We start from the raw sequence: 14461 nt of genomic DNA, 5'->3' as shown, positions 1-14461 counted from the left end.
TATATTAACAACAAGTTTAACAGTTTATTCTTCTGCCTGTATTTTTGCTTGTTCAATACTGCGCTTGATGATTTCACTGCGTGAATCACCCGCCGGTAACAATTTCAACATCATCTGCCAGGCAGAGATAGCCTGCGGGTAATCGCCCTGTTCAAACGCATTAAACGCCAACAAGCTGAACACACGAATATTAGTATGATCTTCCGCAGCCATCTTGCGCAAGATCTCAGTGGCTTGCTGATTATCTTGCGGATCGCTGGAGCGTGTTAGCACATCGGCATACCCCAGGCGCACATCCATATTAGTGGGATCTAAGCGATAAGCACGGGCAAAAGCCTGCGTAGCGGTGGTGGCATTATTCAACACCATACCGATACGGCCAAGCAGCATCCAATCATTGATATTTCTGTCATCGGTCTGTAACGCAGTGCGCACCCCCAAGCCAAGACGGGCGATCTCTTCCTGAGTCAGTGGCTGGGCGCGCTCATCAGCCACGCGCTTACGCAATTCAGGCAGTTGGGATTCTACCTGATGCCAAGCATTAACCTGAACCCATCCACCGGTTTTCAGATAAAGCCCTACTGACACCACCGCCAGCAGCAGCACACCAGGCACCAGCGCCCAACGATTGATCGGTTGCGCCTGTTCCTCCTGCTGGCCGGGAATATCCTGCAACAGGTTCTGTTGCAGTTCTTTGATCAGTTCAGGCCGTTCTGCCACCACGCCCTGCTGTTCATCTTGTTCCAGCTCACTGAGGCGATCCTGATAAAATGCTTTATTCAGCGCATCACGGCTGGTTGCACTGTTTTCTTTACCCTGACGCAGTACCGGCACCACCAGCAAAGCAGCAGCTCCGATCAGCAGTACAGTAATCATCAGCCAAAAAACCATTAGGATTTCTCCCTATCCGTCTCTTTCAACAGTGCGGTAAGGCGCCGTTGCTCCTGCTCAGAGAATTCTTCATTTCCCCGGCGGCGAGCACGTAGTACCACAACGCCCCCACCAATCAATACAAACAACAATGGCCCAATCCACAGGATCAGCGTCGCTGGCGTCACTGGGGGTTCATAGGTGACAAAGTTGCCATAGCGCGCCACCATATAATCCGTAATTTGCTGTTTGCTTTGCCCTTGCATCATCAGTTCATACACTTTGGCACGCATATCCGTTGCGATGATGGCGTTGGAATCGGCAATACTGTTGTTCTGGCATTTTGGGCAACGTAGCTGCTCTGTCAGTTCACGATACTGCTGTTCCTGCTCTAGCGAACTGAATGTGTAGGTGTCGATAGCCGCCGCCGCGCCCCAGCTCAGCAACGCAGCCAACATGAGCATCATCAGCCTCATGCTTTCCCCCCGTATTGGCGGTATAACGGTAAGACTTCCTGCTGCCAGACGCGTTCGTTCATATCCCCAGCGTGGCGATAGCGAATAATGCCGTCACCGTCGATCAGAAACGTTTCCGGCGCACCATAAACACCGAGATCCAGCCCCAGCATGCCATCGCCGTCAAACAGGCTCAGAGCATAAGGATTCCCTAACTGATTCAGCCAGGCTATCGCTTTGGCACGATCGTCCTTATAGTTCAGCCCGACAACCCGTACCCCTTGCGCAGCCAGGGTGTTAAGATATTCATGTTCTGCACGGCAGGTGGGGCACCAGGTCGCCCACACGTTGAGCAACAGCGGTTTACCATCATGCAACGCTGACTGATCGAACGTTTTACCAGGTTGTTCAAGCGATTCCAGTTTAAACACGGGCACCGGTTTGCCGATCAACGCTGACTCCAGCATGGTCGGATCTTCGCCACCGGCATTGCGCGTCAGTTGCACCAACAATGCGGCGACCAGCAGCAAGAATAAGACTAACGGAATAAACAGCAGTTTACGGTTCATGCCTGCTCCTCTCGATGGGCTTCATGTTTGCGTTTTTTACTCATGCGGTAGCGCGGATCGAGCATACATAAAAGACCGCCCAGCGCCATAAACACCCCACCGAACCAGATCCAGCGGACAAAAGGCTTGTAGTAAAGCCGCACCGCCCATGAGCCGTCGTTTAACTCTTCGCCCAATGCGGCGTACAGATCGCGCGTCAGGCCACCGTCGATGGCCGCTTCGGTCATCATACTGCGTGCCACGTTGTAGTAGCGTTTTTCCGCATGCAGCGTTGCTTCTGGTTTACCATGACGAGTCACATCAATAATCCCGACCGCGCCGGTATAGTTTGAGCCGCGAACGTCATGAACATCGCGAAAAGTGAAGTGATAATCACGCACTGCCACGCTATCCCCCACTTTCATGCGTACATCGCGTTCTACGCTGTAATTCTGGCTGAAAGCGATGCCAACCACCGTCACCGCCACGCCCAAATGGCCCAAAACCATGCCCCAGTGGCTGCGGGAAAGCTGGGCCAAACCGCGCCAGAAACCGTGCCGATGGGTAGCGCGCTCGTGCAGTTCCATTAACGTCAGCACAATCACCCAGATTGCCATCATCAGCCCAACCACCGTCATGCCAACAATGCTGTCCTGCAACAGCCAGGGCAGCAGGATCGACAGCAACAATGTGACCACCAAAGCCGCTCCCAAACGGCGCCAAAGCTTGCTGGGTTCGTCACGGCGCCAGCGCACCAGCGGGCCAATCCCCAACAACAGCGCCAACGGCGCCATCAGCCAGGTGAACATGGTATTGAAGAACGGTTCACCAATGGAAATACTGCCCAAGCCCAACTGTTTATGCACTAAGGGTAACAATGTACCCAGCAATACCACCAACATGGCGGCAATCAGCAACACGTTGTTACTCAGCAGAAAAGTTTCCCGAGAGAACGTTTCATGCTGCACCCGGCTACGCACCTGCCCGCCCTTTACTGCATACAGCAACAACGAACCACCGATGACAATCACCAGATAAGCGAGAATAAACATGCCACGCGCCGGATCGGAAGCGAACGAGTGTACGGAAACCAGCACGCCGGAGCGCACCAGGAAAGTACCCAACAGACACAGCGAGAAAGCGGTAATCGCCAGCAATACCGTCCAGGCTTTGAAACTGCCGCGTTTCTCGGTCACCGCCAGCGAGTGAATCAAAGCCGTTCCCACCAGCCACGGCATAAAGGAGGCGTTTTCTACCGGGTCCCAGAACCACCAGCCGCCCCAGCCCAGCTCATAATAGGCCCAGGCTGAACCCAGCACGATGCCCATGGTCAGGAATACCCAGGCCGCCATCGTCCAAGGGCGCGACCAACGCGCCCAAACCGTATCGAGCCGCCCGGCCATCAGCGAAGCAATGGCGAAAGCAAACGCCACCGAGAAACCGACGTAGCCCATATACAGCAGTGGTGGATGGAAGATCAGCCCGACATCCTGCAACAACGGGTTAAGATCGCTGCCATCTATCGGGAAGTTTGGCAGCGTGCGGCTAAACGGGTTTGAGGTCATGATGATGAACAGCAAAAAGCCGGCGGTGATCATCCCCATCACCGCAAGCACACGCGCTACCGCATCCTGCGGTATGCTGCGGCTGCACAGGGCCACCGCCAGCGACCAACAGCTCAGCAACAACACCCATAGCAGTAATGAACCTTCATGCGCTCCCCAAGTAGCGGCAATGCGGTAGTACACCGGCAATTGCGTGTTGGAGTTGGCGGCCACATAGGCAACGGTGAAATCATGGGTGATAAAAGCGTGAATCAGGCAGAGAAATGCCAGCGCAATGGCGGCAAACAGGCCATAAGTCAAGGGGCGGGCCACCGCCATCATGCGCTGATCCCGGCGCACGGCTCCCCATTGCGGGTAAATACTCAGTAACAGCGAAATCGCCAGCGCCAGACACAGCAGAAAGCTCCCGACTTCTGGCATCATGACTTGTTGCCCCCATTTTGCGGGGTAGCATAGATCTCAGCCGGGCCTTGGTGATTGTCTTTCATTGCCTCAGCGACTTCTGGCGGCGTGTATTTTTCATCGTGCTTAGCCAACACTTCGCGGGCATTCACCACATTCCCTGCGCCCAATACCCCCTGAGCCACCACGCCCTGCCCTTCACGGAACAAGTCCGGCAGAATGCCTTCGTAGGTCACCTCAACCGCCCCTTTGGCGTCATACACTTTAAAACTCACCTGCAAGCTTTGTTGATCGCGTTTCACCGAGCCTGGCATCACCATGCCGCCAATACGCAGGCGCTGCCCAACCTCTGGCTTTTCATGCTGCTCGCCTTTGCCTTGCAGGATCTCACCAGGGGTATAAAACAGATCGATATTGGAACGCAGCGCATACAGCACCAGCGTGGCGGTCAGCACTACCCCGAGTAACACCAGAATCGCCAGATAAAGGCGGCTTTTACGACGTGGATTCATGATGATTTCCCCCACGCATCGGCGGCCTGCTTTGACCGTTGTGACTGGCGAATACGCTGTTCACGCGCCTGGCGGCGGCTGACTTCATCCAGCAACTGTTTACGCTGCCAGAAAGTATGAAAAACCAGCCCTAACAGCGGCAGTAACGTGGCCGCCACCGCCAGCCACACGTAAAAAGCATAGCCACCCATGGCAAAGAAGGTCTGCCAGGAATCGAACGCAGCATTCATGATTGGCGCTCCTTATTGATCAAATCAGCCACCCACGGGCGCTGGCATTCCTGGTTCAGGATCAGATTGCGCAAGCGCATTAATGTCAGTGTGATAAAGAACAACAGATAACCGAAGATCGCCCAACGCAGTGGAGTACGCATGCTTGGTGCGATGCTCTGCTGCATATTGGTCGAACCCTGATGCAGGGTGTTCCACCATTCAACAGAGAAATGGATAATCGGCAGATTGACCACCCCGACCAACACCAGAATACCGGCCGCCCGCCCGGCCAGACGACGATCGTCAAAGGCGTTGTACAGCGCAATGATGCCCATATAGAGGAACAGCAACACTAATTCAGAGGTCAGGCGCGCATCCCATACCCACCAGGTGCCCCACATGGGTTTGCCCCAGGCAGAACCCGTAACCAGCGCAATAAAGGTAAATACCGCCCCAACCGGGGCCATGGCGGCGACCACCGTATCTGACATTTTCATCTGCCAGACCAGGCCGATAAAGGCGGCTATCGCCATGGAGGCATAGACCCCCATTGACCAGATTGCCGCAGGGACATGGATGTACATAATGCGGAAACTGTCACCCTGCTGATAATCTTTCGGAGCAAAGCCAAAGCCCCATATCCAGCCAACCAGCAAACAGACAGCGCCGGCGATCCCCAGCCAGGGAACCCAGCGGCCACAAACATGGTACAACCGTTCAGGCCGGGCAAATTGATGTAACCATTTCCACATTGTCGTCATCACCCATGGTAAAAAGTCATCCAGTGACTGCTCCTCAACACGAAGCAGCGCAAGTCTTGCTCGCGGCAACCGGCTCTTGATGGCATTGGCCCGCGCTATTTTTTACTAATGCACACTCACACGTAACGCCGCCGCAGTGGCGAAAGGGGCCAACGTTATGCTACCCGCCAGCATAGCCCCCAGGATCGCCAGATAACCGTCAATCGGCATCCCCATAGAAGCCGCATTGATGGCCGCCGTAGCGAAAATCAGCACCGGGATGTACAAAGGCAGCACCAGCAGGCTCAGCAGCACACCACCTTTACGCAGCCCAACGGTCAGTGCCACACCGATAGCCCCAATCAGGCTCAGCGTCGGCGTTCCCAGCAACAGGGTCAGCGCCGTTGCTACCCAGCTTTGGACATCCAGCGATAACAGCAACGCCACCAGCGGCGACAGGATCAGCAGCGGCAGCCCGGTGACGAGCCAATGCGCACAGACTTTGCCTAATACCGCCATCGGTAGCGGTGTTGGTAGCAGTAATAACTGCTCCAGCGAACCATCCAGAAAATCGTCACGGAACAGGCGCTCAAGCGCCAGCAACGAGGCCAGCAGCGCCGCCACCCAGATGATCCCCGGCGCGATACGCGCCAGCAATTGCGGCTCTGGGCCAATCCCTAATGGGAACAACGTGATCACAATCAGGAAGAACCACAGCGGATTCACAATCTCAGCGCTTTTGCGAAAAGCCAGTTTGAGTTCCCGGCGCAGTATGATGAAAAACATCAGGCGATCTCCGCGCTTTTGGTAGCCAGACGAATCTTCCCCACTGGCCGCTTCGTCCCGGTCAAATCCTGATGGGTGGTTAACAGCACCAGACCGCCCTGCTGCGCATGTTGTTCAAACAGCGCCGTCAGTTCCACCACCCCTTGCTTATCTATCGCCGTAAGCGGTTCGTCCAGTATCCACAGCGGGCTATCGCTCAACCACAGTCGGGCCAGCGCCACACGCCGCTGCTGGCCAGCAGAAAGCTGCGCCACGGGCAAATCTTCATACCCCGTCAGCCCCACCTGCTCCAACGCCTGCCAGATGGCCTGACGATCGGGAAGCTGGCGCACCGCCTGATAAAACTGCAAATTCTCAAACGGGGTCAGCATAGATTTAATCCCCGGTTGATGGCCGAGAAACAGCAGATCCGAATGATACTGTTCACGCTGGCGTAGCGTATTTTGCCCACGCCATAACACTTCGCCCCCCTCCGGCTGCGCCAAACCCGCCAGAATACGCAACAGGCTGGTTTTTCCCGCCCCGTTCGCCCCTTCAACCTGAATAATGTCGCCTGGATTCACCGCAAAACTTAACCCGCTAAACAGAATGCGTTCATCGCGCACACAGCTCAGATTTTTGGCTTCCAACATAGGGGGCTCATCTTTTCTTTGGGATACCGAATCATAACATAAGCACTATGGGGCTCGTAGCCCGCACCCCGCAACGAATCTACTCCATAAGAGGTAATATTGCGTCCCAGATCAAGGTTGAGTAGAAAAAATCCGCCGCGCTGACATCGCGTTGCTTTTTTGAACGGGGAAATGGCCTTCGCAGATGGCGGCGAGGGGCGAGAAAACCCTCAAAGAGATAACCCCACTAAGAGCCATTGGGATAGGCTCTTAACGTTTAGAGAAAGGCAGGTACAACCTCAAATCAGATGAAATTCACTACTGTTGGTGATGGAATAACCAAACGCACCGCTAACGACTTATTCTGTGGGCAAAAAAAGGTATAATGCCCGGCGATCGGGTTGAGTGCCTTATCACTGCGTCCCCGTAGTTAAACGGATATAACAAGCCCCTCCTAAGGGCTAGTTACTGGTTCGATTCCAGTCGGGGGCACCAAAATCCGCCTCATCTTGTATTTATCCGCAAATGATGGATGGCATATCTTGGGTGTTCTACCTAGAAGGGCCCTACCTGAACGTTATGGTCACTGGCAAACGATTTACGACCGGTTTAATCGATGGCCCGGCTGGAATAATAAACTCTATTTTCAATATATTACTTCAGATACTTGATGAGAATACGTTGGTTGGCTGCGATACTGCGCTAAAAGAACACCGATGTATCACCACCTGCTCGGAAAAAACAGCGAGAAAACCTATTGACTGAGATGACAAATACAATCTGGCACTCGATCTGACTGAGGCGATTGATATCGGACTGAGTTCTCTTCAAGTGATTTACTATTTGGAACAACTGGTTAGAAACCATCCTGTATTATCAATTTTATCTGTTGACTAGCACTTTAAAGTAAAAATTTTCAGAAACCGCACAGAGTAATTTTTCAGTCACTTCCTGTTGAAAAAATACAATTATGTTAAAACCATTATAATACTGATCAAAAATAATTTATATCCCCCCCAATATCGCACCGCTACTGAATTCTGATTTTTATTACTTCCATTGATGAAAAAAACACCAGATATAACTATTGCCATGTATTATCATGACTTCATAAAAATACACTGATTTAAGTCAAGATATAACATTTTAAAGCAAACGGATATTTCATAAGCACGAAAATAATTAAAAAAACGCAAAAAAATAAATAGGCTTAAATACATTAAAGGTTAGAATTAAAAGGAAATATATTAAATTATAAAAATCAAGCATGAAATAAAAAACCGTTTAATAAACTCATCACATGAACATTAGCAGATTATTATTTATAATATTAATATATAGAGACATCGAAGATATTTGTTTTTGTCAATAACTATGATTTACAGAGGGTTTTTAATGAAAACTTAACATAATTAATCATATAACTTATGGATGCATTTTCAGAATGAGATCAATCTATAACTTACCGTTCCAACCCACTGCTGAATGTATGCCTTTTATCATGCATATAGGCAATCTCGAAAACACTTAACACAAATTAACTTTAAAGGATATTTATGAAAACTAATACTGCATTGAATTCGTCCACACTATCCGCAACACCCAAGGCTAGTGATACTCTTAGTGATAAACTGATACGTATGCTGAGAAATACCAATACTCCAGCTCAAGGGCTTAATGATGGTAGCGAATACCTGGAACATACTGTGTCTAAACATGATATAAAAGGAGAGAGCATACAAGACACGATTAAAGTCACAGAAGACATATTGACCATTAGCAGCAGTACATTAGAAAATTCACTTAACAATGATATTGAATTGCCAGCACAAGGATATGAATATACGCACAGCGATACGATATCGACGACGAATAGAACAGGATGGGTATTTAATTATGGATTTCAAGCAAATGTCAATTTTAATCTATTGTTTGCCTCAGGTGGAGTCACTCATACACTTGGTATTGAATACTCTATGTCCACAGATGAAAAACATGAGGAAACTATTACAAGAAAATGGAAAATAGACTCATTCAATGTAAAAATTCCTGCGGGGAAAAAATATAAAATTGATTATATATTCACTAAAGTGTCTGTATCAGGAAATAGTAAACTAGAAGCTGAGCTGTTTGGTTCGATTAATTATAAGACTGTAAAGCCACCTGTTCAATTCTATTCTCTTGATTTAGGGTCAGCGACTGAAGTCTTAGAGCCATCAAAAAGAGAGGGATTTGAAACGTTATATGCTCCGGCTTCACAATATGGGAGAGGTGTAAAACAAGTAGGCGTATCACCTTTTTCAGCAGTGAAAGGTATAGATTTCTTCATTCATATTTATGACGTCACAGATAGAAAGGAAGTATTTGTTTCTCGATATGATCAAAAATCTGTAAATTGATACTGTGTAACAGCTAATGCTCATCGTGGTGATCGTTGTACTCAAAGACCTGAGTTACATCGAAAGAGCCACGATGACTCTGTCACACTAAGGTAGAGGACTAGGGGGGCCCAAAGCTGGTCGCCCTTATCTTGAACATCGACAAGTGATAAATGGCATATTTTGGGTGCCCTGCTTAATCAGGTTGTTTGGATATTTATTCTGCCTGATGGTGATATTTTCATCTTTTCCTTATATTCACCTCCCAGTCATCACCCTTTTTCTCTACCGACACTAAACGCAGCTCGTTTGGCCCCGACTCATTCGGAGTCAGGCCAAAACTTTTAATCCCCTTGCCCCTGGCGTTCAACTTTCTGTTAGTCACAAGAAACATAAAATATCCTCTTGCTGGTAAACTACGGTTATTATAAAGAACTTACCCATATTATAAATATGGAAGCCATATGCCCAAATAAAGCATAGGTGTTGTCAACATTCATCACCCACCTGGTGATCTCTCAAATGAGGTGCCAGTCACTTAAATTTTCGTTATCTATTGAGCCTTAATTTTGTTTATCACATATTTATTACAAAAATAAGACATCACCTCCGTAAACTCAGTCTCCCGCAGCAGGTTGTTTAAGGTATATTGCATCAAGCCGATATCTCAACGCTCCACTACAACACCTGTCGGTATAACACCTGTCATCAATGATCTTTAAAAACATTGATCCAGTTCAGGGATTCGTCTTTATATTTATGCTAGGAGTTAGCATGTCAGTACATTTACGTCATTTAGCGTTAATACCACTGTTAGTCCTCACCGCCTGTCAACAGCCAACCCACGTTACCACTGCAGATTCACTCCCTATTACAGCCAGCATACAACCGGCAGTCGTGGATAATGCCAGGATTGAGATTTCACAACGTGCACTGGAATACAACACACAAAAAGTTCAGAAACTGCTGGGCAATAAATCCACCCTCTGTGCCATTTTAAAAGGAGATGCTTACGGGCATGATCTTTCATTAGTCACGCCGGTGATGCTGAAAAACAATGTTCAATGCATCGGCGTCGCCAGTAATCAGGAACTGAAAACCGTGCGTGAGCTGGGTTTCACCGGGCGCCTCATGCGTGTCAGAAATGCCACCGAGCAAGAGATGCGCCAGGCAGCGGATTATGATGTTGAAGAACTGATCGGCAATCTGGATATGGCTAAACGCCTGGATGCCATTGCCGCTCAGCAGGGGAAAACGCTGCGCATCCATTTAGCACTCAACTCCGGCGGTATGTCCCGCAATGGGCTGGAGGTCAGCAATGCCGCCGGCCTGAATGAAGCCAAAGCGATCTCGGCCTTAAGTCACCTGAAAATTGTTGGCATCATGTCTCATTACCCAGAGGAAGATGTGGCGGCGGTAAAGAAAGATCTCGCCCGCTTCAATAAGCAAGCCAAGCAGGTGCTGGATATTACCGGGCTCAAGCGTGATGCGGTGACTCTGCACGTTGCCAACACCTTTGCCACGCTGACCGTGCCGGGATCCTGGCTCGATCTGGTGCGCGTTGGCGGGGTATTTTACGGCGATACGATTGCCAGCACGGAATATTTACGCGTCATGACGTTCAAATCCTCTATCGCCGCGCTGAATCACTATCCGCAAGGCAACACCGTGGGTTACGATCGTACCTACACCCTGAAACGCGACTCGGTGCTAGCAAATATTCCGGTGGGATATGCTGATGGCTATCGTCGGGTATTCAGCAATGCAGGCCATGTTTTGATCCAGGGGCAGCGCGTGCCGGTTGTGGGTAAAACATCCATGAACACCGTGATGGTGGATGTCACCGGGCTGAACAATGTCAACCCAGGCGATGAAGTCGTCTTTTTTGGCAAACAGGGCAAGGCGGAAATCACCGCAGAGGAAGTTGAAGATATTAGCGGTGCGCTGTTTACCGAAATGTCGATACTCTGGGGGGCCACCAATAAACGTGTTCTGGTTGACTAACTGACATCACCTGGCAGCGGCTAATGCCGTTGCCATTTTCCCCCTTCTTGCGCATCTTTGGCTGTCGACTAGACTATTTTAAGAAAAACTGACGCCATCTCTACATGTAAAAAAATACATGGCGTATCTTTACGTTTTGCGAACACGGTGATTTCATCGTGTTCATTTGGCAGATCTTTTGGCGGTAGCGGCGTTGGCTACGTCATTAGCTGCCGTAGAAGGACCATGTCAAGGCAGAGGGAAGAAGGTATGAGCACAAATTATGAAGCGTTATTCAATGACAGCTATGACCGGATCACAACAGCCGATCAGGGGGATACGTTTTTTTCCCATTTCTATACGCTGTTTATCGAAAGCACTCAGGAACTTCATGTCTTACCCGATCCTCAGCTTCATCAGGAACAACAGAAAATAATCTATAAGTCCTTTTTCTATATGCTGTCCGTCGCCACAACCTACATTGTTTCCGATTATTTAGAACACGTGGCCCGAGAACAAAGCGAACATGGTCTCAACCTGCCGGCTTCCGTTTTTGCCTACTGGCGCCGCGCAGTGTTGCAAACCGTACGCGATCTGGACCCATTGTGCGATGAGGAAGTTCTCACGGCATGGGCGATCTTTATGGCTCCAGGGTTGGAATTCATGCGGCGCCAGGCAGAACTGCATCATGACGCCAAGTAAAGAAGAACATGATGAAAAATAACCTTCTGTTACCCGCGCTGGATGCCACCCAAGCCGCGCTGCTGGTTTATGATCATGAAGAATGCCTGTGCTACTGGAATAGCAAAGTAACCGAATATTACCCGGGCTTACAGGGGCTGCTTCGTTTAGGCATGTCGATGAACGAGGTGATCAGTATCGTTCTTGATACCAGCTATCAGCCTTCACACTCGCAGAAAAAGTCACATCTGGCCGATGCCATACACAATAACTACCGGCAGGATGGTCATCAGGAAATCCGCAAGCTGCCAGAGCGCACTCTGTTCGTGCAGCATCACCGGATACCCGGTGGCGGTACTGTCAGCCTGCACACCGATATCAGCCATTATCTCGACATCGCCAATGTTGGGCAGATATTACATAACGATTTCATTCTGGCCGCAGAAACATCCCACATTGGGATTTGGGATTGGGAATGCGTTCAGGACCGGTTGCAGGTTAACGATGCGCTGTTACTGCTGTTAGGCGTTGGCCGCAAAAGCAATGAATTTACCTCTGCCCTGTGGCAACGGGCGCTCCATCCTGATGATTTACCGCTGTTAATGCATTGCCTTCAGCAGGCGAATAATGCCATTTTGCCGCTGTTTGACTGTGAGGTGCGCATCAAACATCACAGCGGTGATTACCGCTGGGCCTTGATTCAAGGGCAGATCACCAGCCTGGGGATACAAGGAGAGGTGCAACGGGCAATCGGCACATTGCAAGATATTACCGAGCGCAAACAGGCCGAAGTATCCTTTCAGCAATCTGTTGAACTGGCCCAGGCGGCCAATCAGGCCAAAAGTGAATTTCTGGCCAATATGAGCCACGAAATCCGCACCCCAATGAACGGTATTTTGGGCATGACACAACTGTGCCTGGAAACCAATCTTACTAAAGAGCAGCGGGATTACATCAATATGGTGTATTCATCCGCACGCGCATTACTGAAGATCATCGACGATATTCTTGATTTTTCAAAAATCGAGGCCGGGAAAATCGTGCTGGAACCTGAGTTCTTCACGTTACGGACGTTGATTCATGAAATCACCCGGCCTTTAATGTCCAAATTCACTGAAAAAGGCCCTGAGCTGATTGTGGATGTTCATCCAGATGTCCCGACCATGCTCTACAGTGATGCCCTGCGTTTGCGGCAAATCCTGACCAATCTGATTGGTAATGCCCTGAAATTCACAAACGAGGGTGAAGTGGTGCTGCGTATCGCGCCATCATTATCTCCCCCCGGTATGCTGACGTTCAGTATTACCGATACCGGCATTGGCATTGCCGAAGATAAACAGGCCCTGATCTTCGAATCGTTCAGCCAGGCCGACAGTTCAACAACGCGCAAATACGGCGGAACCGGGCTGGGGCTGACCATTTCTGCCCGCCTGGTTGGCATGATGGGGGGCAAGCTACAGGTATCCAGCCAGCCTGGGCACGGTAGTTGCTTTTACTTTTCCCTGCCGGTTAACGCCGATGCCGACGTGAGCCCCGCACGCACGGTCATTGCATTGCCGAAAGCCTTGGTGGATACGGCCGTTCTGGTGGTGGATGACAATGAAACCAACCTGCGGTTGCTGTTCGACATGCTGCGCAATATGGGGTTCAAGCCGCACACGGTGAACTCTGGCCGCGCAGCATTGGAATTATTGGCTACTGGCCAGCGCTTTCCTTTGATCCTGCTGGATTCACAAATGCCAGAGATGGATGGCATGGCCTTGGCGCTGGAAATTATGTCCACGCCCAGCCTGCGCCAATGTAAATTGATCATGCTCAGTTCTATGGGTAACCGGATAGATACCGCCGTTCTGAAAAAAGTCGGGGTATCGAGTTTTCTGACCAAGCCCATTGATGCCGCCGAACTGCAAGAGGCGATCATCCGTACCCTGCTGCCCGATGATCCCCAACAACACCGGCCAGCGATCGGTGAACCAGCGCCAGTGCTGATGCAGGGTTACCATATTCTGATTGCTGAAGATAATCTTATTAATCAACAATTAGCGATCAATTTCATCCGTAAGCTAGGCCATACTTCCGACGTTGTAGGCAATGGCAAACTGGCTCTGCAAAAATTGGAACAGGGTTATTACGATGTGGTTCTGATGGATCTGCAAATGCCGGAAATGGGCGGGATCGAGGCCGTCCAACATATCCGCACCCAAGAAAAGCAGCAGCCGGGGAAACACCAGCCGATCATCGCCATGACCGCGCACGCCATGAAAGGCGACCGGGAAATGTGTTTAAGCTATGGTTTTGACGGCTACATCAGTAAACCTATCTTGCTGGAAAATCTGGCGGCGGAAATTCAGCGGGTACGCAATGCCAGCCAGGAAAGGCCCGAACCGCCCATCTTCGATTACCCACAAGCGCTGGCGCAGTTAAATGACGATGAAACGTTATTTAATGAGCTGGTGACCATCTTTATCGAAGAATTACCGTCTCTGTTAGCCACGCTGAATAACGCGATAGAAAAACAGGATTTTGATGCGATCCGGCGCAGCGCCCATCAGCTAAAAGGCGAATGCCTGCACTTTGTGTGCAGCCCGCTGGAAAACAGATTGGTTCAGATAGAACAGGCGGCAATGGCCGGTAATTTGCCCGGCATTATGGCGCAAAACAGCGGCCTGGATGCATTATGCCAACAGTTGCAGACCGCGCTTGCGGCAGCTCGATGAG

General features: G+C 50.1%; 12 protein-coding genes, 1 tRNA gene and 2 pseudogenes. 6 read left to right on the top strand and 9 right to left on the bottom strand.

The window, feature by feature from the left end; translation table 11 throughout:
* Positions 1-33: 33 nt before the first annotated feature.
* The 9 genes and pseudogenes from ccmI to ccmA form a co-directional block, all read right to left on the bottom strand.
* A pseudogene (gene ccmI / locus Z042_RS12000) lies at positions 34-891 on the bottom strand (c-type cytochrome biogenesis protein CcmI); the annotation flags it as partial.
* A complete protein-coding gene (locus Z042_RS11995) occupies positions 891-1346 on the bottom strand; it encodes a cytochrome c-type biogenesis protein (RefSeq protein WP_024913455.1) in 456 nt (151 codons plus the stop codon). The pseudogene ccmI and the gene Z042_RS11995, both read right to left, overlap by 1 nt.
* Complete coding sequence (locus Z042_RS11990; RefSeq protein WP_024913454.1) at positions 1343-1894, bottom strand: DsbE family thiol:disulfide interchange protein; 552 nt, start codon at positions 1892-1894, stop codon at positions 1343-1345. The genes Z042_RS11995 and Z042_RS11990 overlap by 4 nt, the downstream gene beginning before the upstream one ends.
* Positions 1891-3861 (bottom strand): heme lyase CcmF/NrfE family subunit, encoded by a 1971-nt coding sequence (locus tag Z042_RS11985; RefSeq protein ID WP_024913453.1) that lies wholly within the window; start codon positions 3859-3861, stop codon positions 1891-1893. The genes Z042_RS11990 and Z042_RS11985 overlap by 4 nt, the downstream gene beginning before the upstream one ends.
* Positions 3858-4352 (bottom strand): cytochrome c maturation protein CcmE, encoded by a 495-nt coding sequence (ccmE, locus tag Z042_RS11980; RefSeq protein ID WP_024913452.1) that lies wholly within the window; start codon positions 4350-4352, stop codon positions 3858-3860. The genes Z042_RS11985 and ccmE overlap by 4 nt, the downstream gene beginning before the upstream one ends.
* Positions 4349-4582: a heme exporter protein CcmD gene (ccmD, locus tag Z042_RS11975; RefSeq protein WP_024913451.1), complete on the bottom strand. Its 234-nt coding sequence runs from the start codon at positions 4580-4582 to the stop codon at positions 4349-4351. Before ccmD ends, ccmE begins: the two co-directional genes overlap by 4 nt.
* Positions 4579-5316 (bottom strand): heme ABC transporter permease, encoded by a 738-nt coding sequence (locus Z042_RS11970; protein WP_024913450.1) that lies wholly within the window; start codon positions 5314-5316, stop codon positions 4579-4581. The genes ccmD and Z042_RS11970 overlap by 4 nt, the downstream gene beginning before the upstream one ends.
* A 114-nt stretch (positions 5317-5430) precedes the next feature.
* Positions 5431-6090 (bottom strand): heme exporter protein CcmB, encoded by a 660-nt coding sequence (gene ccmB / locus Z042_RS11965; protein WP_024913449.1) that lies wholly within the window; start codon positions 6088-6090, stop codon positions 5431-5433.
* On the bottom strand, positions 6090-6722 hold the full coding sequence (gene ccmA, locus Z042_RS11960; RefSeq protein ID WP_024913448.1) for a cytochrome c biogenesis heme-transporting ATPase CcmA: 633 nt from the start codon (positions 6720-6722) through the stop codon (positions 6090-6092). Before ccmA ends, ccmB begins: the two co-directional genes overlap by 1 nt.
* Before the next feature lie 399 nt (positions 6723-7121).
* Here ccmA and Z042_RS11955 point away from each other — a divergent pair.
* The 6 genes and pseudogenes from Z042_RS11955 (at position 7122) to Z042_RS11930 (ending at position 14460) form a co-directional block, all read left to right on the top strand.
* Positions 7122-7196 (top strand) — tRNA-Arg (locus Z042_RS11955).
* Positions 7197-7255: 59 nt separating this feature from the next.
* A pseudogene (locus Z042_RS26595) lies at positions 7256-7388 on the top strand (transposase); the annotation flags it as partial.
* A gap of 869 nt (positions 7389-8257) precedes the next feature.
* Complete coding sequence (locus Z042_RS11945) at positions 8258-9100, top strand: ETX/MTX2 family pore-forming toxin (RefSeq protein ID WP_024913447.1); 843 nt, start codon at positions 8258-8260, stop codon at positions 9098-9100.
* Between the two features lie 753 nt (positions 9101-9853).
* Entirely contained in the window at positions 9854-11083 is a 1230-nt protein-coding gene (gene alr / locus Z042_RS11940; RefSeq protein ID WP_024913446.1) for an alanine racemase, read from the top strand.
* A gap of 249 nt (positions 11084-11332) precedes the next feature.
* Positions 11333-11764: a hypothetical protein gene (locus Z042_RS11935; protein ID WP_024913445.1), complete on the top strand. Its 432-nt coding sequence runs from the start codon at positions 11333-11335 to the stop codon at positions 11762-11764.
* A gap of 8 nt (positions 11765-11772) precedes the next feature.
* Positions 11773-14460 (top strand): response regulator, encoded by a 2688-nt coding sequence (locus Z042_RS11930; RefSeq protein WP_081758466.1) that lies wholly within the window; start codon positions 11773-11775, stop codon positions 14458-14460.
* Position 14461: the final 1 nt, after the last annotated feature.

The sequence above is a fragment of the Chania multitudinisentens RB-25 genome, from assembly GCF_000520015.2.
GTDB lineage: Bacteria > Pseudomonadota > Gammaproteobacteria > Enterobacterales > Enterobacteriaceae > Chania > Chania multitudinisentens.
The sequence above is the reverse complement of the archived record's forward strand: the minus strand, read 5'-3'. Positions and strand labels throughout refer to the sequence as shown.